Here is a 23170-nt window from a genome sequence, read left to right as displayed (position 1 = left end):
CATCAACTGCAAAACACCACCAAAGGATATCGCTATGTTGGGCAAAAAATTATTCGACGAAATCGCCAATAAATTGGGCGACACCATAGACAACAGCCCGGTCAAAGATGTTGAAAAAAATGTCAAAGCCATGTTGGGCAGCGCCTTTACCCGCATGGATTTGGTTACCCGCGAAGAATTCGATATTCAGCAACAAGTGCTACTCAAAACCCGTGAAAAACTGGCTCAGTTGGAAGCACAAGTCGCAGCGTTGGAATCACGTTTGGTTGAGCATGATGGCGCCAAAGTGGACACCGACAACCACAACCCTCAAGCTTGATGTGAGCCAACCATGACCTTGGCGATGGTCTTCAGTCGCGCTTTAGATGGCATGAGTGCGCCATCGGTGGAAGTGGAGGCTCATCTGGCCAACGGCCTGCCCGCATTTAACATCGTGGGCCTACCAGACACCGAGGTCAAGGAAAGCCGAGACCGCGTCCGCGCTGCCATTGTGGAATCTGGCTTCGATTTTCCCGCCAAGAAAATCACTGTTAACCTCGCCCCCGCAGATTTGCCCAAAGAATCGGGTCGTTTTGACTTACCCATTGCCATTGCTATTTTGGCCGCATCCGGACAAATTACTTGCCCGCAGCTGGCCAATTATGAATTTGCCGGAGAATTGGGCTTGTCTGGGCAATTACGCCCCATCCGCGGCGTGATTGCGATGGTGGCACAAAGCATAGCCAAACAACGTGCTTTTCTATTGCCACACGATAATGCCATTCAGGCAGCCCTATTACAGCAAGCCATAGTCTATGGTGCACATACGCTCGCCCAAATCAGTGCACACCTTAATGGCATCACCTCATTACCACAAATCCAGTCTGAATCGCCCATCCATCATGTCAATTCAGTTGCGTTGCCAGATTTGGCCGAGGTGCGCGGCCAACAGACCGCGCGCTTAGCATTGGAAATCGCAGCCGCAGGCGGACACAGCCTTTTGATGATGGGGCCGCCTGGCACGGGTAAATCCATGCTGGCCCACCGTTTACCCAGCATTTTACCGCCACTCACAAATGCAGAACTCACCAGTGTATGGGCCCTGCAATCACTGCTTCACTCTCAGTCTGAATTGTCAGACACAAGGCCGTTCCGCACCCCACATCACAGCGCCTCAGCCGTAGCACTGGTCGGCGGTGGGTCGAATCCGCAGCCAGGTGAAATCTCCTTAGCCCACCATGGTGTCTTATTTTTGGATGAGCTGCCTGAATTTGATCGTAAAGTTTTAGAGATGCTGCGTGAACCTTTAGAAAGCGGCGAAATCCATATTTCCCGCGCCGCCAAGCAGGCCACATTTCCAGCACAATTCCAATTGATTGCGGCCATGAATCCTTGCCCATGCGGCTATCTAGGACACCCCACTAAACCCTGCCGTTGCACCCCAGAAGCCATTGCCCGCTACCGCAATAAAATTTCTGGCCCTTTATTGGATCGCATCGACTTAACCATTGAAGTGCCCACGCTTGCAGCAGCTGATCTAGACACTATCACCGCAGGAGAAAGCAGCGCTGAGGTCAAGAAACGCGTCTTGGCCGCTCGGGCTAGACAACACGAACGCCAAGGCAAAATCAATGCTGCGCTCAACAATCGGGAACTGGATGAATTAGCCATGGTCAGTCAAGACACACGTCAGGTATTAGCACAAAGCATAGAAAAACTGGCTTTATCTGCGCGCAGCTTTCATCGATTATTGTCCATCGCACGCACCTTGGCCGATCTACAAGAGGAAGACGAGGTTCAAAACGCGCATGTACTGCGTGCCATTGGCTTTCGTCGTGCCTTATAATTACCCAATCTTCGCAAAAGCGCGTAAACCCCAGTGATTCCAACAAGCCTTTTGTGTGTGGGTTTGTTAGAATATGCTCCGATTTAAATTGAACATGATGATGACTATGAAAACCCGCTACGCTCAGGCCGGCAAAGGACTTTCCGGCTTTATTATCGGCTTGATATTGGCCACACTAATCATTGCTGGCATTTTATTTTTCCTAAATAAAGGCAAGTCGGATTTCAAACAGCCTGAAGTGCGGCTCGAGCCTTCCGCACCTGAAATCCTGACGCCCACAAGTGCACCCAGCGCTTCCGCGCCAAACCCTTTGGCCGCCAGTGACGCCAGCGAAACCACTGCATTATCAAGCAGTGAAACCGAAACCACACCCGCCACAGTGGCGCCAGCTCCCCACCCGCCAATCAAAGCCCCAAGCACTCATCACAATCCGTCGCACCAGGCCGCCCCTACAAAAAAACCAACTACAAATAACGCAGGGCAAAGCACGAAACCCTCACCTGAAGCCATTCTCAATAGTGGCAGCTTGGAAAAAGCACAGCAAAAAGCGCAACAAGCGGCTAAGCCTGCCAATACAGGCAGCAAAGTTTTGTTACAAATCGGCTCCTACAGTAACCGCGCGGATGCGGATGCCCAACGCGCCAAACTGGCGATGCTGGGCATCGATACTGCCATTCACAGCGCTAAGGTCAATGGCAACACCGTTTATCGAATTCAAACCGACAATTTGAATCGTAACCAAGCCGATGCCGTCAGCCGCCAACTCAAGCAGCACAATATACCCAGCTTGATGCGTACTGCTCCCTAAAACTACTGAGCACGTGAGTAAACGCTTTTTGTTTTTTGTTTTTTGTGAATGATTATTAGGATTACAACATGAAAAAAATAGCTCTACTGATGGCCACGCTGGTGGGTACAATGGGCGTAGCTTATGGCGCCACCGAAGGGGTAAACTACACTGTATTGCCTAAAACAATGCCGCAAAGCCAACCAGGCAAAGTTGAAGTGGCACAATTTTTTTGGTACAAATGCCCCCATTGCAATGATTTAGATCCTGTGATGCTGAAACACAGCAAAACATTCGCCAGTGATACGTATTTACGACCGATTCATGTGGTTTGGGACCCTTCTTTCATGACCTTCGCACGCATCGCAGCTGCGGTCAATGATTCGGGTTTGTACAACCAAGCAACACCCGCCATTTTCAACGCATTTTTCCGGCAGCAATTGGATTTGAGCAATGAAGCCACATTCAAAGACTGGGCCAACAAACAAACTGGTTTTGACGGTAAAAAATTGCTGGCTGCATACAATGCACCCAAAAGCCTGACTGAAGCCAAACAAATGCAAGAATTAACCACCAAGTACAACATCACTGCCACGCCCACGGTGATTATTGGTGGCAAATATCAAGTCAATTGGAGTGGCAATTTTAATAAAGACATGCAAGTAATTGATGATTTGGTTGCCAAAGTGCGTCAAGAACGTGGCATGAAAGCTGCGGCACCACGTGTATTGCCTAAAAGCATTGGGGCGTCTTTGGCACAAGCCGCCAACCGCTGATTGCATCTTGCATGAATACAGGTGTGCCAACAGGCGCACCTTTTCTCATTCAGGCAGCCCACTGCTGCCATTCAATCGGGTTTCAAATGGATATATTATTGGTAATCAAAGCCTTGATTTTAGGGGTTGTAGAAGGCCTAACCGAATTTTTGCCAGTGTCCAGCACTGGTCACTTAATCGTTGTGGGTGATTTGCTCAATTTTGAAAGTAATGGCAAAGTTTTTGAAATCGCCATTCAGTTGGGGGCGGTTTTGGCGGTGGTGTATGAATACAAACACCGCTTCGCGCACGTCATCACGCATATTGGCAAGGAGCGCGCCACCAACCGGTTTGTGCTGAATTTGGCAATTGCATTTATTCCCGCAGCCATCGTTGGCTTAATTTTTAGCAAACAAATCAAGCTCTATTTATTTAACCCCGTGACTGTTGCCACGGCTTTGGTGATTGGTGGTTTGGTGATCTTATGGATCGAAAAACGCCAAAGCACCCGCATACCCAAAGTCATGAGCGTAGATGATATGCGTCCTCGCGACGCATTGGTGGTCGGGCTCGCGCAAGTATTGGCTTTGGTTCCAGGTACATCTCGTTCAGGCAGCACCATCATGGGTGGCATGTTGTGGGGCTTGGAACGCAAAGCAGCCACTGAATTTTCATTCTTTTTGGCGGTACCTGTGATGATTGCTGCTACCACTTTTGATATCCTCAAACACATCCATGAATTCACAGCTGAAGATGTATCTTTAATCGCCGTTGGTTTTGTGGCGGCCTTTGTGGCAGCATTGATCGCAGTAAAAGCATTGCTTAAATTTGTTTCCCACAAAAATTATGTCCCATTTGCTTGGTATCGGATTGTATTCGGTGGGTTAATCTTGCTGACCTGGGCCACCGGCTGGGTACACTGGTAAACATCAACCACACTACTGGCCGCTACTTGTCATTATGTGCTAAAGTAGCACTTTACAATTTCAGACAGCTTCTTACTGTCGATGAATTAAGCCGCGCCGAATATTTGCAATTCAGCGTGGCTCATATTTTGTGAGGAATATCATGCAGTCTTGGCAACTGCCCGAACACATTGCCGATATTTTGCCTTCTACTGCACGGCAATTGGAAAGTGCCAAAGAGCAATTACTGGCACTTTTCCGTGTACACGGCTACGAACTCGTCAATCCCCCCTTGCTCGAATACAGCGATTCTTTACTCACCCGCATTGATGAAGGTTTGTCGTTAAAAACCATCCGGGTTGTCGACCAAATCAGCGGCCTGCAACTGGGTTTGCGTGCCGACATTACGCCACAAGTGGCCCGCATTGACGCGCATTTATTGTCGGCCAATAACGGCGTCAACCGCTTGTGCTATGCTGGCACCGTATTGCACGCGAGACCCGATGGTTTTTTAAGCACTCGGGAGCCATTGCAAATTGGAGCTGAGTTATACGGCTATGAAGGCATTGAAGCCGACATCGAACTGATCGCCTTGATGCTCAAAAGTCTGAAGGTCGTGAATGTGAACCAGGCAAAATTAGCACTGGGGCACATTGGGATTTTTTATGCATTGGCCGATGCAGCAAAATTAACCAAAGATCAATCCTCAGCTTTGTTGCATTTAATGCAAGACAAAGATGCCGAAGCTGTGCGTACCTGTGTTTCAGCATGGAAATTGCCAACACAATGGGCCGATGCACTAGCAGTGCTCCCCACTTTGTATGGCAATCAAGATGTCATCAAAAAGGCTTTGGCGGTATTACCCGCCTTACCGGCGATTCAGGCAGCCTTAACTGAATTACAAACCGTGTGCGTAACCTTCCCAAACCAGAATGTATTTATTGATCTATCCGAACTGCGTGTCGATTCCTATCACACGGGTTTACTCTTCGCCGCCTATGGCGAAGATTGGCCAGATGCTTTGGCACGAGGTGGCCGTTATGATGGTTTGGGTCAATATTTTGGCCGCAAGCGCCCCGCCACGGGTTTTAGTTTTGATTTACGTGACTTAATCGGTCACTTACCAGAAGCCCAAGGAATGCAGGGCATCAAAGTGGCCATCACCGATGCACTTCGTGCCCAAGACGCAATTGAGCAACTACGCAACGCGGGCGAATGCGTAATGATTGACTATACACCAGACACGCGCGACCCTGATACTTGTAATCGCCAATTGATTTGGCAGCAAAATCAGTGGCAAGTGGTCCCCATAAATGACTAATTTCTATTGCAATAGGTAACAATATTATGGCTAAAAACGTTGTGGTAATCGGCACCCAATGGGGTGATGAAGGCAAGGGTAAAATTGTTGACTGGCTTACCGATCAAGCCGCTGGCGTGGTGCGCTTCCAAGGCGGTCACAATGCCGGACACACGCTCGTCGTTGGCGGCAAAAAAACTGTCTTGCACCTGATTCCTTCCGGCATTCTGCGCGATGGAGTGGATTGTTTTATTGCCTCAGGTGTGGTGGTGAGCCCAGAAGCCCTACTCAAAGAAATTGACGAACTAGAAGCAGCTGGGATCAAAGTCGCTGAACGCTTGCGTATTGCCCCCACTTGCCCATTAATTCTACCCTACCACATCGCTTTGGATCAGGCCCGCGAAACTGCCCGCGGTAGCAGCAAAATTGGTACCACAGGACGTGGCATTGGCCCTGCTTATGAAGATAAAGTGGCGCGTCGCGCTGTGCGTGTGACTGATTTGTTTGACACAGAAACACTCAAACATAAGCTGGCTGAAAATGTGGCTTTGTATAATGTGCAATTGCAACATTTATACCAAGCGGCTCCTTTGGATGCAGAGGCCATCTTCAATCAGCTGCAAAGCTTTGTTGAACGCATTCGCCCCATGGTGGCCGATGTGGCGCGCACCTTGCACGACATGGATGCACAAGGGCAAAATTTATTATTTGAAGGTGCTCAAGGCACTTTGCTGGACATCGATCACGGCACCTACCCGTTTGTTACCTCATCAAATTGTGTGGCAGGGGCTGCTGCGCCAGGAGCGGGTGTGGCACCTCAAATGCTGAACTATGTATTGGGCATTGTTAAAGCTTACACCACTCGCGTGGGCTCAGGTCCTTTCCCAACCGAATTATTTGATGAAATCGGTACTGAATTACAAAATCGAGGCCAAGAATTCGGCGCCACTACCGGCCGTGCCCGTCGTTGTGGTTGGTTTGATGCAGCTGCACTCAAACGTTCCATTCAAATTAATGGCGTATCTGGTATGTGCATCACCAAGCTGGACGTCATGGACACATTAGAAAACATCAATATTTGTGTAGGCTACGAATTGAATGGCGAAAAAACCGACATCCTACCTCTGGGTGCAGACGCGGTTTCAGCGTGCACGCCCATTTATGAAACCTTGCCTGGCTGGCAGAGCAGCACGTTTGGTATCCAATCTTATGATGAGTTACCAGCCAATGCGAAAGCTTACTTAAAACGCATTGAAGAAGTTTGCGAGGCACCTATTGCCATGATTTCTACTGGCCCTGACCGCGACGAAACCATTGTTTTGCATCATCCATATGCCTAACAATAATCAATACCCATTAAACCCACATGAATCCATGTGGGTTTAATTTTTCCTAAGCGTTTTTTCAAGCAACATGATGTGGGATTTGCATTTTTATGAAATTGCCTAGATAGAAACAATGCAACTCGTTTAGCCACCCAAATAAGTATTGATTTTTTCCATAAACAACAACACCATGCGCGAAGAATGGGGTTTATATGCCCACTGGTGGTGTACGGTATATGTGGCTTCATCAGCGCATAAAATACGCATTTTATCTTCAGCTAAATAAGCATCAATATAATCTCTGGGTAAAAAACCAATATGGGATCCCGCCAAAATAAAGCGAGCAGTTGCTTCCATGTGAAACGCGGTTGCCGTGGTATTTTTGGGATAGCATTGGCGATTGCTGACTGCATCATTGTCATAACCCCTGCCTACCCATTCGTAATGATTTTCTAGGTCAGATAATGCAACATCCGATTGACCATAAACAGGATGCAAACGTCCGCAACATAAATTCTGTGTTTCAGTAACCGCATCGTCATAACACAAGATCGACAGTGGATGACTGAAATAGCCGACACCCAAATCACATTCATTTGTGGCAATCCCTTGCTCCATATATTCGGGGCTCTGAACACGGATGCTCAAATGAAAACCAGGATTGTGACAATATAAATCACGAATAGCCGATTGCAATGCCAAGTTAAACCGTTCAGGCAACTCATCCGCCACCGCCAACCGAATATGCCCGGTGACCATGTCTTGCCCCGCTTTTAAGTTACTCAGGCGAATTTTAAAATCTGCGCTAGCTTGCATGAAATCTTGGCAAATATCATAAACCATTTGCCCTGCTTCCGTTAATTCAAACCCCGAACGCCCCCGATGACACAATTTCAATTCCAGTGAATCTTCCAAATGTTTCAAATGGGCGCTGATCACTGATTGTGATAAATGTAATTTATTCTGAGCGGCGGTTACACCTCGACACTGTACGATGGCAATAAAGCTGCGTATCGCTTTGATGTCCATTTTATATAAAACATCCAGCATTTTTGCTCTCCGAGCACATTACTCCAATTCATTCTACATTTTATTTTATTTAAATACATCGGATTTCATAGGGTAAACACATCAAATTAACATTTGTTAAGGTCTGTTCTGCCGTTTATAAATGATATGCGTTTGATGACAGTAATTGATTGAAGTCGCTTTGAATCGATAAATTCCTAGAGAACAACCATGAAAACGAAAAATTTAGATGAACTCCGACTACTTTATGGCCAAGAAAAAGACACCATACAAACCCCTATCTTTAAAAAAATAGCGAGCAAAGTTTTTGCCAATGGTAATCGTCAATTTCCCTATGCGGGGATACCGACCTTACTTAACGCACCCTATTTGCCATTTGATAGCGAATCAGACTCACTAAACCAGCTTCAGGCAGCCTTATATGGCATGCCGATGGATCTTGGTGTTTCCAATCGTTCAGGAGCTCGCTTTGGACCCCGATCACTACGTTCAATTGAGCGGATTGGTCCTTATAATCATGTCTTAGAATGCGCGCCGGTGTATGAAATTGCCGTAGCCGACATAGGCGACGTTCCTTTTAACAGCCGCTTTCGCCTTGAGAAAAGCCATGAAAACATTCAAAAATTTGTCAGTGAGCTATTAAAGCACAACATCATACCAGTGGGTGTGGGGGGGGATCATTCAGTCACCTTTCCCGTATTGCAAGCCTTGGGTGCCACTCAGGCAGTTGGCTTAATTCATTTCGATGCGCACTGTGATACTGGTGGACCATTCGACCAAACCAAATTTCATCATGGCGGCCCTTTCCGTAATGCAGTTTTAGCCGGCGTTTTGGATCCTAAGCGAACCATCCAAATTGGCATACGAGGCTCGTCTGAATATCTGTGGGAATTTTCCTATCAAAGCGGAATGACTGTTATACATGCCGAAGATATCCCCAAACTGGGTATTGACAACATTATCAAGCAAGCCAGGGATATTGTTGGCAACGGGCCTACCTACTTATCTTTCGATGTCGATTGCCTTGACCCTGCCTTTGCGCCTGGCACAGGCACTCCTGAAATCGGTGGACTCACAACTCGAGAAGCTTTGGCTTTATTGCGTGGGCTGAAAGGTTTGAATTTCATTGGCGGCGATGTGGTTGAAGTGGCACCACAATACGATAGCACCACCAATACAGCACAAGCTGGAGCACAAATACTGTTTGAAATTCTTAGCCTAATTCAGTTTAGCCCAGCTCTAAAGAACAAGGCATAGCATAGGCTAAGCGCACAAACGGCTCACACCCACCTATACCAGTTACAAGGCCTCATGCCCAAAGGATACAAAATGGATAAAAAGAAGAAAATAGCGATTGAAACCAACGGTGTTGAAATCATTCCAGATGACCAACGATTTTCCACAACAACAGATTTATTCCGATTAATTTTTGGCGGAGCAAACACTTTTGCCACCGTAGTGTTAGGGAGTTTTCCTATTATTTTTGGGCTTTCCCTTGGCGCAGGCCTCATGTCCATCATTATTGGCGTCATTATAGGTGCTTTTATTTTAGCGCCGATGGGGTTATTTGGCCCCAAAAATGGCACCAATAATGCAGTTTCCTCTGGTGCTCACTTTGGCATTCATGGACGCATTGTGGGATCCTTTCTATCTTTGCTCACAGCCATCACTTTTTTCTCATTATCGGTATGGAGTTCTGGAGATGCGTTAATTGGCGGCTTGAAACGCGTCATTGGCATACATGAAACCAACACCAATCTCGCTTTGGCTTACGCATTTTTCGCTATTATCGTCTTACTCATATGTATTTATGGTTTCAGGCTATTGGTAACGGTAAGCAAACTTGCAGTTTTGGGTGCCAGTATTATGTTTATTTTGGGCATTCCTGCTTTTAGTAGTGAAGTAGATTGGCACTACGCAGGGCAAGTGCATCTTGGCGATGCGGCCTTTTGGCCTGTTTTTACTGGGGCAACTATTATCGCCATGAGCAATCCTATTTCGTTTGGCGCTTTTCTGGGAGACTGGTCTAGATACATTCCCGTAAAAACCCCAAAATTCAAAATTATGCGGGCGGTTTTCGTTGCTCAATTGGCCACTTTCCTGCCTTTCTTCTTTGGACTGATTACAGCATCAATCGTGGCGACTCAAGCACCCACTTATATAACCCAAAACAACTACATTGGCGGTCTTCTAGCGATTTCACCAACTTGGTATTTTTTCCCACTGTGCATTATTGCATTACTGGGTGGGCTTTCTACTGGAACCACAGCCTTATATGGCACTGGTCTTGATATCTCAAGCATTCTGCCCAGAATACTAAGACGCGTATCAGCTACCATCATCATCGGTTTATTGTCCATTGTCTTCATTTTTATTGGCCGCTTTGTTTTCAATTTAACCACAGCTGTCTCCACGTTTGCAGTGCTCATCATCACATGTACAAGCCCTTGGATTGCCATCATGGTAATTGGTTATATTCAACGTAAAGGGTATTACAGCCCAGAAGATTTACAGGTATTTAATCGGGGATTACGTGGCGGAATATATTGGTTTAACCATGGCTGGAACTGGCGAGGTATGATGGCATGGATACCTAGCGCTATTTTAGGTATCTGTTTTGTCAACATTCCTGGGCAATTCATTGGCCCATTAGGCAATACATTTGGTGGTATTGATTTTAGCTTAGTGGTGACCTTGCTGTCTTCAGCAGTGCTTTATCTTATTTTCACTACTATTTTTCCAGAACCCGCCGAAGTATTTGGACCCAGTCATGAACCCCAGGAGCCATCAATATGAACACACATCGCCCAGTCGCTATGGCCGCTGAAAACATCATTGAGGCTTTTGCAAATCACCAAAAAAAACGCTATTTTGATGCTTTTGCTGATCATGCCAGTTTTGTTTTTTACAATTTAGCCTATCCATTAACCAGTAAAAAAGACTATCACAATACTTGGTCAATCTGGGAAATGGAACACGGCTTCCATGTCATGGCTTGCCAATCAACCAACCCTCAAATTTTTGTGTGTGGTTCAACCGCTATTTACATTCATGAAGTCGCCACCACATTGCAGTGGGATGGTCAGATTATCCACAATGAAGAAAGAGAATCGATTATCTTAGATCGGCAACCTGATGGCTCATGGCTGTGCATACACGAACATTTGTCACCGAAAATTTAATAGCAAACCAAACCAACAATCTCTTTTCAATAAGACTTGTTGGTTTTTTTATCATTTACTTGCATGTTTATGTTAATTATCAGTTATCTTCCGCCGTTCATACACTGCTTGTGCCAGTGTTCCGGCATCCACATACTCCAACTCACCCCCAAGCGGCATACCCCGTGCCAAACGGGTTACCTTACCAGGGAAATCTTTCAAGAGTTGCGCCAGTACATACGCCGTGGCATCGCCTTCGGCAGTGAAATTGGTGGCAATGATAATCTCCTCCACCGCATGATTTTGTAGGCGTGCCACCAGTTTATCTAACGCAATGTGGCTCAAATCCATGCCTTGCGCTGGGCTAACCTGTCCCATTAAAACAAAATACAAACCATCATGACAATGAGCCGCTTCCATACTGGCCACATCCACGGGCATATGTACAATCATCAGGCGTTTACTATCCCGAGTTTGATCGGCACACAATGCACACATTTCGCCTTCACAAAAAGTATTGCACAATCGACAATGATGAACCTGTAACAAAGCCTGTTGTAAAGCCGACACCAGCTCTTCCGCACCAGTACGGTGATGCTGCAGCAAGTCATACGCCATTCTTTGCGCAGATTTGGGACCAACATTGGGCAATACTTTCAGTGCATCAGTTAGGCGGGTAAACGCATCAGTATTTTTGGATTTCATGCTTCTTTATTCGCCATCGCCTATTGCGCTCCATACAATTTCAGGCAGCCTGTGCAATACAGGTTGCCTAAAAATACACACCGATTTATTTAAAAAAATCACCCATACCTGCAGGCAAATTCATGCCTTGGGTAAATTGTGCCATGCGCTCCTGCGTGGTGGATTCAGCCTTGCGCACCGCATCATTCACGGCAGCAGCCACCAAATCTTCCAACATTTCCTTATCCTCTACGGCATCCGCCAGCAAGCTCTCATCAATGTGGATGCGCTTAACACCATAATGGCAGGTCATGGTGACCTTAACCATACCGGCACCCGATTCACCTTCTACTTCCACATTACCCATTTCTGCCTGCGCTTTCTTCATGCGCTCTTGCATTTGCTGCGCCTGCTTCATCAGTCCACCCAAACCGGCTTTTCCAAACATCGTTTTTCCTTATGTTAATGGTCAAAATAATTATTCGTCGGCGCGAGCCTATCTTTTAATACCAAACTACCGGCTACCCACGTTGCCGAAAATTCTTGAATTAATGCTTGCGCCGTGGCATCTGCCTCCAATAGACGCTGTGCCTGCTGTTGCTGTTCGCGCTGCACTCGATGTTGACGCATATCCGGTGTTTCCAAACCCGGTGCATCTTGCCAGGTTTCAGTACCCACACTAATTGGTTGACCATAGGCTTCTGTCAGTATCTGGCCCAACCGAGCCAAGCGGGATTTACTGGCCGTGGCTGCGCCTTGCTGGGCCAGCGCCAATATCAAATGTCCACTGTCGGCATCAAATGAGCGCACCGCTGTGTGCAAACTGAACAATTGTACCGCACCCAATTGATGCGACAAAGTCGCCAAAATCTGTGGCCAGTTATCACCATTTAAAGGTGGTAAAGACGCTGGCGACAGTACTTCAGGTGACGACACAACCTGATCAACAACCATATGCTCAAGCACATTATTTGTATCAGCAAGCGTTGAAGGCACACTCGCGTCCTCTATGTATTCAGGCAGCCTCTGTGATTCATACTCTGATTTTGAAACAGACCCCTGTTGAACATGAGCCATGCCCATTGGCGGCTCAACCGGCGCCTTTGCCATCGGTGCAACCAAATCATCTTCTGCGGGCTGGGCTGTGGTTGGCTGCGTTTCCGTCAATGAAGAGGGTTGTTGTGGTGATTTTTGGGTCGTCGTGTGCGTGGCCGCCATTGAACCAGCGTCTTCTTGATCATCGGCTTCGAATGAACTGGCCATTTCATCCCCATGAGTCAAAGCAGTTGCTTCTTCCCAAGGCAATGGATCATGGTGTTGATCTCGATTGTGTTCCTCACTCGGATTCGCATCATGTGGCAGTGGTTCATCCACGGTACTAGATACCGAAACCTGGCATGAGGAAGTTGGTGCCACCTCAGGCATTGGCTCAACTACCACGCTCACTTCATTTATGGCGGCGAGTGCCGCCTTAGGCTTTCGGGGCGATACTGCCGCTACATCACACAAGGCCGTGCCTTCGATTTGTGCTTGGACAGGGATATTCGTTGACGCCATCGGGCAAAAGCCAGCATACGTAACAATGTCATCAGGAATCCTGCATATTCATCTGGCGCTAACGGTAGGTCCGCTTTACCGCGTAGTGCACACTGGTAATAAAGCTGCAATTGCTCGGCACTGAATTTTCGCGATAACCGATTTAAGGCTTCATACTCAGGATCGTCCTGCGCCAATGCACTGGGTACCACCTGCAACAACGTGAGCCGCTGCAACAAAACCGCCAACTCATTTAGCGCACTGTCAAATCCAACAGCTCGGCTGGCCATCTCTTCGGCGTTGTCCAACAATGCCTGGCCTTGTTGCGCAGCCAAGGCATCCAATAAATCATACAAATATGATTTATCAACTGCGCCGATCATGTGGCGCACATCCGCTTCGGTGACTTGCCCGGATCCCATCGCAATGGCCTGATCGAGTAAGCTTAAAGCATCGCGCATGGAACCCATGGCTGCTCGACCCAATAGCTGTAGCGCAGCTTCTTCGAACGGTATGTCTTCGGTGTGCAACACATGGGCCAGATGATCGTGTACTTGCTGACCATTCAGGTTGCGCAACACAAATTGCAAGCAGCGGCTCAACACGGTTACCGGTACTTTTTGTGGGTCGGTGGTTGCCAGAATGAATTTCACGTGTTCTGGTGGTTCTTCCAAAGTTTTGAGCATGGCATTAAAGGCGCTTTTGGAAAGCATGTGTACTTCATCAATAATGTACACTTTGTAACGCCCCATCGTGGGTGCATACTGGGCGTTCTCCAAGACTTCGCGGATATTATCAATGCCTGTGTTGGATGCCGCATCAATTTCCAGCACATCCACATAGCGGCCCGCATCAATTTGTCGGCAGCTATCGCATGCGCAGCAAGGTTCGCCATGTTGCACATGAGGGCAATTGAGGCTTTTGGCCAGAATTCGCGCAATCGTGGTTTTGCCCACGCCACGGGTGCCTGTGAGTAGATAAGCATGATGCAGGCGGCCTTTGTCTAAAGCATTCACCAATGCCTTAACCACATGCTCCTGTCCCACCAAATCCGCAAATTTTTTCGGCCGCCATTTGCGCGCCAATACTTGATACGTCATAAGCATCCAAAGCCATCAAATCCCGCACCAATCCATAAAGATACGGAAACTCAGTCAAATCATTATTAAAATGAAGCCAAAACGCGACAAAACAAGTCAATAAATTGCTTTAGGCTGCCTGAATCACCTTGCCATTATCCCACCAGCGGTGCACAGCAAAGCCAAAAACAGGTTTGTTGTATTCAATAACCAATAAGAGCATAGCCATGCAACCATCTTTAAAACACATTGGGGCCATAATCACGCCACAAGGCCATTAACCACAAAATAACCACCAACGTCAGTGCCAAGAATTGAGCAGCCGAAGCGGTATCTTTAGCACGCTTGGCCAATGGGTGTTTAGCCAACGAAGTGTGATCCACCGCCGCTTCAATGGCGGTATTAAACAACTCCACAATCCAGCTAATGAATGATGCCATAATCAACATCATGCGTGTGGCTGGGCCAAAATCCAAAATAAATGCCAACACAATTAAAACAACATGGAATACCAACAATTGCCGAAACGCTGCTTCACTCAGCGCCGCCTTCAACCCCGCCAGCGAATAACCATAGGCATTCATGATGCGGCGAAAGCCAGTTTTCCCTTTAATTTGTTGTGCAAACGGCGTTGCTTTTTTGGTATCCATAACCCACACGTCAATCCATTATTGTGAACAACACCAGCATACCCAGGTTGCCTGAAGCCAAGCTTAAGCTTGGGTCACCGCCACATCAGCCAACGCCACAGCATCTGCAAACAAAGCCGCCACATCACAGTCGGTTTGCTTCATGATCTCTTGGAATCCCGTCGGGCTGGTCACATTGACTTCTGTTAAATAATCACCAATCACATCCAAGCCTGCCAAGAGAATGCCACGGCGAACCAGCTCAGGCGCTAAGTGCTGGGCAATATCACGATCACGCGCCGTTAAAGGCCGTGCCACACCTTTGCCGCCCGCAGCCAAATTGCCACGGGTTTCTTTGCCTTGCGGAATGCGTGCCAGTGCATAAGGAATGACTTGCCCACCAATGACCAAAATACGCTTATCTCCATCCACAATTTGCGGGATATAACGCTGTGCCATAATGGTACGGGTATCCAAGTGCATCAACGTTTCTAAAATACTGCCAATGTTGTGGTCATTTTCAGTTAGGCGAAAAATGCCCATGCCACCCATACCATCCAATGGTTTAACAATAATGTCATGGTGCGTCGCCAAAAAATCACGCACATCGGCGGCACGCGTGGTCACTAAAGTGGGTGCCGTAAACGTACTGAAGTTCAAAATAGCCAATTTTTCATTAAAATCACGCATGGCTTGGCCACTGTTATAAACCTTAGCGCCCTGTTGCTCGGCCAACGTCAGCAGTTGCGTGGCGTAAAGATACTGCAAATCAAACGGTGGATCGGTGCGCATGATTACCGCATCAAACTCATTCAAAGCCAAATGTTGGCTGTCGGCGCACTGGAACCAAGCATGATCGTGGTCGTTTTGTGCACCTAGGAAATCGAAAGGCACACTTTCGGCCACCACTTGGCCATCAGCTATGCTCAGCTGAGATGACAATGTGTGTGATAACTGCCAACCACGATTCGCCATCTCTCGCATCATCGCGTATGTTGTGTCTTTGTACGTTTTGAATCCAGCCAGTGGGTCAGCAATAAATAAGATATTCACGTGTTTTCCAGTCCAAAATCATGTTGTAAATGCCCATACAATTGCACCACACCCGGCACTTGCACGGCTAGCTGACCATATTCAGCCCAAGAAAAATAACGCACAGCACCAATTTCGGCCTGAGGCTGAGGCAAATAACCCTGCCAATTTGCCATAAAACATTCCTGCTCCATCACTGTGTGCTTCGGCTCACCATAAGCAGGCGCACTGATGTGCCGATAATATTGCACATCATTGGGCTTTAGACGGCAACCCAACTCTTCCCAACACTCGCGGCACAGCGCTGCCAACGCTGTTTCTCCCTCATCCACTTTGCCGCCAGGCAGATACCAAGCCAATTTGTGCTTGCTAAAAGCCAGTAATAATCTATTTTGATGCCAAACCACCAAACCTGCAGTAGCCAATTTTATTGGTGCATCAACGCCAATCTCATCACCATTTTTCATCATCAATGCCACCCAACATACGCTATCAAAGCAACGTATTGCCATACCCACCAAAACATTTAATTGCGGTGCCAGCGATATTCCATTTGTTTGGCTGTGCGCTCAGCCAGTGCCAAACCGCCCCACTGAGACACCAAAAACAAGCTCATATCAATGCCAGCAGAAATACCGCCAGAAGTAATATAGTTGCCATCTGCCACCCAGCGCTTTCCTGCCAACACTGTGAGCATGGGGTATTGGTGCTGCAAATCAGCCATATCTTCCCAATGCGTTGTCACCCGACTACCATCCAAACAGCCCGTTTGTGCCAACAAAAACACCCCAGTACACACCGAAACCACCTGAGGTACTTTGGATGCCATATCCTTGAGCCACGCCAATAAAAGGGCATCTTGTAAAGCTTGAGTATGGACGCCGCCAACCACTACCAACACATCCAATGCCGACACTTGATTAATACCCATATGGGGCACTACTACAAAACCACCACGCGCCTCTATAGGCCTTGGTTCTGATGCAATCAAGTTAACTTGCCAATCATATTCACACAAGCACTTGGCTGTACTGAACACCTCAAACGGGCCAGCAAAATCCAGCACCTCCGCCCCATCATAAATCAGAATACCAATGTTCATTTTTTCACAAGCGGACATAAAGTCATTCCATCATGGCAGTCAAACAGAAGGGAAAAGTTGCCTGAACGGTTTATGGCTCGATTTTATTTCAATATCCGAATGCCCACCGCTTCGCGTACAGCATCAAGCAAAGGACGTGCCTGCTCACGCGCTTTGGTAGCGCCTGCTTGTAAAATCTCTTCAATGAGTGAAGGCTTGGCCATTAATTCATGATAGCGATCTCGCTTATCAGCCAATTCCATATTGATTTTGGTGGCCAGCATTTTTTTGGCCTCACCCCATGCCAAACCATCGGCCAACATCTGCGTGAATGCCATTGTTTCTTCATGAGTGGCAAATGCTTTATAAATGTCAAATAGCGGGCTTTCATCAGGGGATTTGGGAACGCCCGGCTCTTTCTCGTTGGTAACAATCTTATTGACGGCCTTTTGCAGCTTTTTTTCACTCTCAAACAACGGAATGGTATTGCCATAGCTTTTGCTCATTTTCCGTCCATCCAGACCTACCAGGGTTTCAACATCCTCATCGATCTGTACTTCAGGCAGCGTAAATAATGACTTAAACCGATGATTGAAGCGTCCTGCGATGTCGCGCGCCATTTCCAAGTGCTGAATCTGATCTCGGCCAACCGGCACCTTATTGGCATTAAACAACAAAATATCCGCAGTCATCAAAATAGGATAACAATACAGCCCCATTTCTACGCCATGATCTGGGTCTTCTTGGCCTTTTTCGTGGTTATCTTGTACTGCCGCTTTATACGCATGCGCACGGTTCATCAAGCCTTTGGCAGTAATACACGTCAAAATCCAATTCAATTCCATGGTTTCAGGAATGTCTGACTGACGGTAAAACGTGGTGTGTTCCGGATTCAGCCCACAAGCCAACCAAGTGGCAGCCACGGCCTGTGTGGACTCATGCACACGCTCAGGTTCATGACATTTAATCAAAGCATGGTAATCCGACAAAAAGAAAAAAGTTTCAGTATCGGGATTTTGACTGGCCGCAATAGCCGGACGAATGGCGCCCACATAGTTGCCCAAATGAGGAATCCCGCTGGGGGTGACGCCGGTGAGTACGCGCGTTTTGCTCATGATGAATTGCTTTCCGGAGATTCAGGCAGCCTAAAATAGGTTGCCTGAAATGAGTGCATTAATGCGTACTATGTTAACAGAATTTGTGTGCCATCGATATTGCCGCAAACGCAAACAGAACCATGTTTCAGGCATATTTTTAACAGCCTAACCATCCCCATGAGGAATAATTATTTTATTTCAACCCTCTACCCACAGCCTCAAGTTTGATTTTCACCATCAGACTGATACACTGCGATTGTGCTGTCACAAAGACACACAACAAACACAAAACAAAGGAGAAAATAATGAAAGCAGCCATTGTGCGCCAAAATTCAGATGGTGATGTCGACATCGTTGAGCGTCCCACCCCAACCATAGGGCACGGAGAAGCCTTAGTCGCAGTGGAATATTGCGGTGTTTGCCACACCGATTTACACGTGGCCGCTGGCGATTACGGCAAAAAACCAGGTCGTGTACTGGGCCATGAGGGCATCGGTATTGTCAAACAAGTGGCAGAAGACGTGACCGCACTTAAACCAGGTGATCGGGTCAGTATTGCATGGCTATATCAAAGTTGCGGTCATTGCGAGTATTGTGTCACTGGCCGTGAAACGCTTTGCCGCAGTGTCAAAAATGCCGGTTATACGGTTGATGGCGCCATGGCAACCGAATGCATTGTGGCTGCTGATTATGCTGTCAAAGTACCCGCAGGGCTGGATCCAGCGCAAGCGAGCAGCATTACTTGTGCAGGCGTCACTACCTACAAAGCCACCAAAGTATCCAACATTGAGCCTGGCCAATGGATTGCGATGTTTGGCGCCGGTGGGCTGGGTAATTTGGCCGTGCAATATGCCAAAAAAGTGTTTGGTGCGCGTGTGATTGCGGTTGACATCAATGACGACAAACTGACATTGGCGCAGGAAGTGGGTGCCGATTTAGTCATCAACTCAGCCAAAGTGGATGTGGTGCAGGCCATACAAGACAAAGTAGGTGGTGCCCATGCCGCAGTGGTTACTGCAGTCTCCAAAGTAGCGTTTAATGCAGCAGTTAATAGTGTGCGGGCCGGTGGCCGTGTGGTTGCAGTGGGCCTACCTCCAGAGACCATGGATTTATCAATTCCTCGCGTGGTGCTTGATGGCATTGAAATAGTGGGCTCACTGGTCGGCACGCGGCAGGATTTGGCCGAAGCATTCGATTTTGGCGCACGAGGGTTGGTGGTACCGGTTGTGCACTTGCGCACGCTAGACGAAACCAATGCTATTTTTCAAGAAATGCGCGATGGCAAAATTCAAGGCCGTATGGTCATTGACATGAAGCAAAGCTGTTCTTGCCATTAATATTTTTGCCGGCGTGCAACAGGCTGCCCGAAACCATCCAGGCAGCCTGTTTCGTTAGTACACCAAACCACCTAACATGAAACCAAATTTTTTATGTAAAGTAGCCCATCAGGTTTAACCCATCGACACCAAGAGACATCAGCAATAGTATTAAAATCATGTAAGACTTGGTTAGAAAAAAGAAATTTTCAGGAATTTAATGAATGATTATTCATTGGATTACATATTGCCTTGACCGGACTACTCGGTGACAAAAAATGAATCGTATTGAGCGCGTGCACGCCGGAGAGGTGTTGACGCAGACCATTCAATCAAGCGAAGACTGAGGCATTGCAGACACCATCGCAACCCTTAAATGCACATGGCAAAACGGCAACAACGCCAGCCCCAAACAACCTAGCGTTTATTTGCCTCTGCTCACACCCTTACCACTACATGGCACACTGTACATTCAATTTCAGTATTATTTACACGAGGCAGGAAATTGTTTCCAAGCACGAGACAGCGTGGTGCCATTATCATAGAGCTTGATTTCAGCAGTGGATACCCCGGTTTCAATGATGTCCATTTGCAAACCTTGAGTCTTGGTGAAAGGGTTGACCAGCGCGACAGTCTGACCATTATTGGCATAGGCAGTCACGGTAAAAAATTCTGGTGGCAATTTAAAACGCGACTGTAGTTTTGCTTGGATACACTGACTCACCGCCAATGCAGGCTTGGCAATGCGTTCCGTCACTTCTGGGGCTTCTGGGCGAATGGGCATGGTGCGAAATCCAGCAACAGTTTGATTGCCTTTCACTGCCACATCGTTTTGATACACAATTTTACCTTGGTTCTTGCGAATATCACTGACCGCTCTTTGTTCTGGTGGAAGCGCCGCACACCCACCCACACTCAACATCAAAACCAATAACAAAGTTCCCGGAAAGCGCCGGCCTAAAAACACCATGATAAAATTCCTTTTTTTCAGGGAGCATCGACAGATCATCCAGTCAACTGGCAGCGCACCCCGTTACCAACAAAGTCGTTATAATATCAGCCTCATCTACTCCTCTCTAAAGCTTTAACCATGCTTTACCCTGCGCATTATCCTGTTAAAACGGTCACACTGGCCTTTACTGGCGCATCAGGACTGCCTTATGGTATGCGCCTCTTAGCGCATTTACTGGCAGCCGATATACGCGTTTGGTTGCTGTATTCTCAAGCTGCACAAATTGTGGCCAAACAAGAAATGGATTTGACTTTGCCAGCCCAAGCAAGTCAATGCGCGGCATGGCTGCGCACACACTTTGGCGCCAATGAACAACAGCTTCAGGTGTTTGGTAAAGACGAATGGTTTGCACCACCCGCTTCCGGATCGAATCCAGCAGATGCCATGATCATCTGCCCTGCCAGCATGGGCGTCGTGGCCGCTGTGGCTGCCGGTACTTCTGATCATTTAATTGAGCGTGCTGCAGATGTTTGTATTAAAGAAGGTCGGCCATTGATTATGGTGCCGAGGGAAACGCCTTTGTCAGTGATCCATTTAGACAATCTACTCAAGCTCGCTCGCCTAGGGGTGTGTATTTTGCCGCCCTCTCCTGGCTTCTACCACCATCCACAATCAATTGATGATTTGGTGGATTTTGTGGTGGCACGAATTTTGGACCAACTTCGCATTCCTCATCAATTAATGCAGCCTTGGGGCAGTTAAGTTATGGAAGGCCTACGTCAATTGATTCATTTATTGGCACAGCTGATACATTGGTTATTGACATTACTGGGCTATTTGTTTTAAGCTTCATTCCATGAATACGAAAACTGCTTTTTCTTTTGCTTATTATTGGTACCACACCTCGGTGCGGTGCTTTTTTGTGCTTGTTTAAATCAAGCTCAAGCAAATGAAAAGCGAACCGCCCGATACCGAGGCGGTTTTTTATTGCCCGTTTCGGTGCCATGAAATGGAAATAAACAGGCACTATTATGGACGAAATACCAATGGAGCATAAAATGTCATTATCTGCTGTGCAACAACCCAAACAAGCGCTTCCCCAACAAGCTCGCGAGTTGCATCGTTGGTATATGATTGTAGATGGCAATCAACATCGCCAAGATTTATGCCGGCTTACCCCATCTTTTCATAAGCCATTTATGCTCAGTGAAGCCTTAATACCACAAATACGCTTGGTAGCCAGCTTACTGGCAGCCGAGCGCGTGGATTTCAGCCAACCCACTCCTGATGTCCTCAGTGATGAAGCCGATTGGTTTGCGGCACGCATATTGGTTTTGGGGGTGCGCGTGTTTCACCTAGACATCACCTTGATGCCCATGCTTAAACTGGCCAACCGCCGCGCAGCAGCATTTTCCCAAAAACACCAACTACCCTTTGAGCCAGCTCAAATGCGTATGAGTTTGCACGCAGGACGCCCTAATCAAATGCTGATCATGGAAACAGAACAAAACACAGCGCAAGATTCAGGCTTGGTAGCCAACAGCATTGGGCTGGCCCGACGTTTGCGCCAATCTGGCCATGCTTTATTGAGCTTAGCTTAACTAGGCCCTTCAGACAGCCATCAAATGGAGAAACCATCGCTAATGCGATGGTTTCTCCATTTGATTCAGCCCCGTATTGAATTACATAGGCAAGTATTTACGCGGATCCATGGGTGTCCCGTTTTCACGCAACTCAAAATGCAATTGCGTGCGTTTGGCATCAGTACTACCCATGGTCGCGATTTGCTGACCTCGTTTGACTTCCTGACCTTCTTTTACCATCAGACTTTGGTTGTGCCCATAAGCAGTTAAATAAGTTTGATTGTGTTGAATGATGACGAGGTTACCATAACCCCGCAAACCAGAGCCTGCATACACGACCTTACCCGCTGCCGCCGCCAAAATCGCCTGGCCTGCATTGCCACCAAAGTCAATTCCTTTGCTGCTGCCACCAAAATTCTGCAAAACTGCGCCACTGGTGGGCAATTGCCAAGAAATCCCACCAACAGTGCGGCTCCCGCCTGCACTGACAGTAGCTGTAGGCGTGCTGGCAGACGCAGTTGCTACCGGTGTGGTATTCACCACTACCGGTGATGATACCTGTGCTACAGGCGCTGCAGTGGCCACACTAGTCGCAGCAGGTGCTACATACCCTGCCGGTTTAACACGCAAAACTTGACCAATATGGATATTGTTATCAGCCAAATTATTCCATGCACGTAAATTATCTTGACTGATTTGGAAGCGTTTAGCTACGTTATAAACTGTATCGCCTTTTTCCACGGTATGGGTGGCAGCATTGATGTCAACTGGCGAGTAATTAGGCACATAGCCATTCACAGAACTGCTCGCAGGCGGAGCATACGTAGGTGTCGCAGCCGTTGTGCTTGGCGGCGTATAAGGCGCGGTACCGTAAGGGTTATCGACACTAGCACTGCTGTCAGCCGAGCTACCGCCTGTTTCTGTGGGTGCCGCCGGTTGTTTCAGCATAGAACAAGCGCCCAAAGTGAAGGCCAAAAGGCATAGGCCAGAACGAAAAGCGGTTTTTTTCAGCATAGCAAGTCACCTTAAATTGGCACCCCGAGAACTTATGGTCTGAGGTGAAATGATTTTATTCAGGCGGTATCATAAACAAT

General features: G+C 47.5%; 23 protein-coding genes and 1 pseudogene. 13 read left to right on the top strand and 11 right to left on the bottom strand.

The features are described from left to right. Positions 1-34 precede the first annotated feature (34 nt). The 7 genes from A2F46_RS03410 (at position 35) to A2F46_RS03380 (ending at position 6912) form a co-directional block, all read left to right on the top strand. Entirely contained in the window at positions 35-319 is a 285-nt protein-coding gene (locus A2F46_RS03410; RefSeq protein ID WP_066566668.1) for an accessory factor UbiK family protein, read from the top strand. A gap of 12 nt (positions 320-331) precedes the next feature. Beyond that, positions 332-1825, top strand: coding sequence for a YifB family Mg chelatase-like AAA ATPase (locus tag A2F46_RS03405; protein WP_066566666.1), 1494 nt, complete (start codon positions 332-334; stop codon positions 1823-1825). 106 nt (positions 1826-1931) lie between these two features. Beyond that, positions 1932-2633, top strand: coding sequence for an SPOR domain-containing protein (locus A2F46_RS03400; protein ID WP_066566665.1), 702 nt, complete (start codon positions 1932-1934; stop codon positions 2631-2633). Positions 2634-2701: 68 nt separating this feature from the next. Further along, positions 2702-3388 carry a thiol:disulfide interchange protein DsbA/DsbL gene (locus tag A2F46_RS03395; RefSeq protein WP_066566660.1) on the top strand — a complete coding sequence of 229 codons (687 nt, stop codon included), beginning with the start codon at positions 2702-2704 and terminating at the stop codon, positions 3386-3388. Positions 3389-3474: 86 nt separating this feature from the next. Next, positions 3475-4293: an undecaprenyl-diphosphate phosphatase gene (locus A2F46_RS03390; protein WP_066566656.1), complete on the top strand. Its 819-nt coding sequence runs from the start codon at positions 3475-3477 to the stop codon at positions 4291-4293. Between the two features lie 142 nt (positions 4294-4435). After that, positions 4436-5593, top strand: a complete 1158-nt coding sequence (locus A2F46_RS03385) for an ATP phosphoribosyltransferase regulatory subunit (protein WP_066566653.1) — start codon at positions 4436-4438, stop codon at positions 5591-5593. Between the two features lie 26 nt (positions 5594-5619). Then, positions 5620-6912: an adenylosuccinate synthase gene (locus A2F46_RS03380; protein ID WP_066566650.1), complete on the top strand. Its 1293-nt coding sequence runs from the start codon at positions 5620-5622 to the stop codon at positions 6910-6912. Positions 6913-7041: 129 nt separating this feature from the next. Here the strand turns inward: A2F46_RS03380 and A2F46_RS03375 are convergent, their stop codons facing one another. Then, positions 7042-7947, bottom strand: coding sequence for a LysR family transcriptional regulator (locus A2F46_RS03375; RefSeq protein ID WP_066566647.1), 906 nt, complete (start codon positions 7945-7947; stop codon positions 7042-7044). A gap of 189 nt (positions 7948-8136) precedes the next feature. Between A2F46_RS03375 and speB the strand changes: the two genes are divergently transcribed. From speB to A2F46_RS03360, 3 genes are all read left to right on the top strand, one after another. Next, complete coding sequence (gene speB, locus A2F46_RS03370; RefSeq protein ID WP_066566644.1) at positions 8137-9183, top strand: agmatinase; 1047 nt, start codon at positions 8137-8139, stop codon at positions 9181-9183. A 72-nt stretch (positions 9184-9255) separates the two neighbouring features. Further along, positions 9256-10722, top strand: a complete 1467-nt coding sequence (locus A2F46_RS03365) for a cytosine permease (RefSeq protein ID WP_066566641.1) — start codon at positions 9256-9258, stop codon at positions 10720-10722. Next, positions 10719-11108: a nuclear transport factor 2 family protein gene (locus tag A2F46_RS03360; RefSeq protein ID WP_066566639.1), complete on the top strand. Its 390-nt coding sequence runs from the start codon at positions 10719-10721 to the stop codon at positions 11106-11108. The genes A2F46_RS03365 and A2F46_RS03360 overlap by 4 nt, the downstream gene beginning before the upstream one ends. A 72-nt stretch (positions 11109-11180) precedes the next feature. On the opposite strand, the gene recR is transcribed toward A2F46_RS03360, so the two are convergent. The 8 genes and pseudogenes from recR to trpS form a co-directional block, all read right to left on the bottom strand. Continuing rightward, positions 11181-11792, bottom strand: coding sequence for a recombination mediator RecR (recR, locus tag A2F46_RS03355; protein ID WP_066566637.1), 612 nt, complete (start codon positions 11790-11792; stop codon positions 11181-11183). 85 nt (positions 11793-11877) lie between these two features. Continuing rightward, complete coding sequence (locus A2F46_RS03350) at positions 11878-12219, bottom strand: YbaB/EbfC family nucleoid-associated protein (protein ID WP_066566635.1); 342 nt, start codon at positions 12217-12219, stop codon at positions 11878-11880. Between the two features lie 14 nt (positions 12220-12233). Further along, a pseudogene (gene dnaX, locus A2F46_RS03345) lies at positions 12234-14407 on the bottom strand (DNA polymerase III subunit gamma/tau). Positions 14408-14625: 218 nt separating this feature from the next. After that, on the bottom strand, positions 14626-15036 hold the full coding sequence (locus A2F46_RS03340) for a diacylglycerol kinase (protein ID WP_066566633.1): 411 nt from the start codon (positions 15034-15036) through the stop codon (positions 14626-14628). A gap of 63 nt (positions 15037-15099) precedes the next feature. Continuing rightward, entirely contained in the window at positions 15100-16068 is a 969-nt protein-coding gene (gshB, locus tag A2F46_RS03335) for a glutathione synthase (RefSeq protein WP_066566630.1), read from the bottom strand. Further along, positions 16065-16517 carry an NUDIX domain-containing protein gene (locus A2F46_RS03330; RefSeq protein WP_197457544.1) on the bottom strand — a complete coding sequence of 151 codons (453 nt, stop codon included), beginning with the start codon at positions 16515-16517 and terminating at the stop codon, positions 16065-16067. Before A2F46_RS03330 ends, gshB begins: the two co-directional genes overlap by 4 nt. A gap of 56 nt (positions 16518-16573) precedes the next feature. Then, positions 16574-17167 (bottom strand): DJ-1/PfpI family protein, encoded by a 594-nt coding sequence (locus A2F46_RS03325; protein ID WP_231867692.1) that lies wholly within the window; start codon positions 17165-17167, stop codon positions 16574-16576. A gap of 65 nt (positions 17168-17232) precedes the next feature. Continuing rightward, positions 17233-18243, bottom strand: coding sequence for a tryptophan--tRNA ligase (gene trpS, locus A2F46_RS03320; protein WP_066566625.1), 1011 nt, complete (start codon positions 18241-18243; stop codon positions 17233-17235). 287 nt (positions 18244-18530) lie between these two features. On the opposite strand from trpS, the gene adhP reads away from it, so the two are divergent. Continuing rightward, positions 18531-19562 (top strand): alcohol dehydrogenase AdhP, encoded by a 1032-nt coding sequence (gene adhP, locus A2F46_RS03315; RefSeq protein ID WP_066566624.1) that lies wholly within the window; start codon positions 18531-18533, stop codon positions 19560-19562. A 463-nt stretch (positions 19563-20025) separates the two neighbouring features. On the opposite strand, the gene A2F46_RS03310 is transcribed toward adhP, so the two are convergent. Beyond that, the gene (locus A2F46_RS03310) at positions 20026-20511 is read right to left on the bottom strand and encodes a hypothetical protein (RefSeq protein ID WP_066566623.1); all 486 of its coding nucleotides are present in this window, start codon (positions 20509-20511) and stop codon (positions 20026-20028) included. 120 nt (positions 20512-20631) lie between these two features. Here A2F46_RS03310 and A2F46_RS03305 point away from each other — a divergent pair, with 120 nt between their 5' ends. Then, positions 20632-21255 (top strand): flavin prenyltransferase UbiX, encoded by a 624-nt coding sequence (locus A2F46_RS03305; protein WP_066566621.1) that lies wholly within the window; start codon positions 20632-20634, stop codon positions 21253-21255. A 296-nt stretch (positions 21256-21551) separates the two neighbouring features. Further along, a complete protein-coding gene (locus A2F46_RS03300) occupies positions 21552-22094 on the top strand; it encodes a hypothetical protein (protein ID WP_066566842.1) in 543 nt (180 codons plus the stop codon). 81 nt (positions 22095-22175) lie between these two features. On the opposite strand, the gene A2F46_RS03295 is transcribed toward A2F46_RS03300, so the two are convergent. Continuing rightward, on the bottom strand, positions 22176-23090 hold the full coding sequence (locus A2F46_RS03295) for a peptidoglycan DD-metalloendopeptidase family protein (RefSeq protein WP_066566618.1): 915 nt from the start codon (positions 23088-23090) through the stop codon (positions 22176-22178). Positions 23091-23170 lie beyond the last annotated feature (80 nt).

Source organism: Snodgrassella sp. CFCC 13594, from assembly GCF_001590725.1.
Lineage (GTDB): Bacteria > Pseudomonadota > Gammaproteobacteria > Burkholderiales > Neisseriaceae > Snodgrassella.
The sequence above is the reverse complement of the archived record's forward strand: the minus strand, read 5'-3'. Positions and strand labels throughout refer to the sequence as shown.

Bases quoted from the DNA above. Each gene is read 5' to 3' on its own strand.
- A2F46_RS03295 (WP_066566618.1), bottom strand. From the start codon at position 23,090: ATGCTGAAAAAAACCGCTTTTCGTTCTGGCCTATGCCTTTTGGCCTTC.
- A2F46_RS03375 (WP_066566647.1), bottom strand. From the start codon at position 7,947: ATGCTGGATGTTTTATATAAAATGGACATCAAAGCGATACGCAGCTTT.
- A2F46_RS03310 (WP_066566623.1), bottom strand. From the start codon at position 20,511: ATGGTGTTTTTAGGCCGGCGCTTTCCGGGAACTTTGTTATTGGTTTTG.
- A2F46_RS03410 (WP_066566668.1), top strand. From the start codon at position 35: ATGTTGGGCAAAAAATTATTCGACGAAATCGCCAATAAATTGGGCGAC.
- A2F46_RS03385 (WP_066566653.1), top strand. From the start codon at position 4,436: ATGCAGTCTTGGCAACTGCCCGAACACATTGCCGATATTTTGCCTTCT.
- A2F46_RS03380 (WP_066566650.1), top strand. From the start codon at position 5,620: ATGGCTAAAAACGTTGTGGTAATCGGCACCCAATGGGGTGATGAAGGC.
- A2F46_RS03300 (WP_066566842.1), top strand. From the start codon at position 21,552: ATGTCATTATCTGCTGTGCAACAACCCAAACAAGCGCTTCCCCAACAA.
- recR (WP_066566637.1), bottom strand. From the start codon at position 11,792: ATGAAATCCAAAAATACTGATGCGTTTACCCGCCTAACTGATGCACTG.
- A2F46_RS03325 (WP_231867692.1), bottom strand. From the start codon at position 17,167: ATGTCCGCTTGTGAAAAAATGAACATTGGTATTCTGATTTATGATGGG.
- A2F46_RS03330 (WP_197457544.1), bottom strand. From the start codon at position 16,517: ATGATGAAAAATGGTGATGAGATTGGCGTTGATGCACCAATAAAATTG.
- A2F46_RS03360 (WP_066566639.1), top strand. From the start codon at position 10,719: ATGAACACACATCGCCCAGTCGCTATGGCCGCTGAAAACATCATTGAG.
- A2F46_RS03365 (WP_066566641.1), top strand. From the start codon at position 9,256: ATGGATAAAAAGAAGAAAATAGCGATTGAAACCAACGGTGTTGAAATC.
- speB (WP_066566644.1), top strand. From the start codon at position 8,137: ATGAAAACGAAAAATTTAGATGAACTCCGACTACTTTATGGCCAAGAA.
- A2F46_RS03340 (WP_066566633.1), bottom strand. From the start codon at position 15,036: ATGGATACCAAAAAAGCAACGCCGTTTGCACAACAAATTAAAGGGAAA.
- A2F46_RS03395 (WP_066566660.1), top strand. From the start codon at position 2,702: ATGAAAAAAATAGCTCTACTGATGGCCACGCTGGTGGGTACAATGGGC.
- A2F46_RS03305 (WP_066566621.1), top strand. From the start codon at position 20,632: ATGCTTTACCCTGCGCATTATCCTGTTAAAACGGTCACACTGGCCTTT.
- adhP (WP_066566624.1), top strand. From the start codon at position 18,531: ATGAAAGCAGCCATTGTGCGCCAAAATTCAGATGGTGATGTCGACATC.
- A2F46_RS03400 (WP_066566665.1), top strand. From the start codon at position 1,932: ATGAAAACCCGCTACGCTCAGGCCGGCAAAGGACTTTCCGGCTTTATT.
- A2F46_RS03405 (WP_066566666.1), top strand. From the start codon at position 332: ATGACCTTGGCGATGGTCTTCAGTCGCGCTTTAGATGGCATGAGTGCG.
- A2F46_RS03350 (WP_066566635.1), bottom strand. From the start codon at position 12,219: ATGTTTGGAAAAGCCGGTTTGGGTGGACTGATGAAGCAGGCGCAGCAA.
- A2F46_RS03390 (WP_066566656.1), top strand. From the start codon at position 3,475: ATGGATATATTATTGGTAATCAAAGCCTTGATTTTAGGGGTTGTAGAA.
- trpS (WP_066566625.1), bottom strand. From the start codon at position 18,243: ATGAGCAAAACGCGCGTACTCACCGGCGTCACCCCCAGCGGGATTCCT.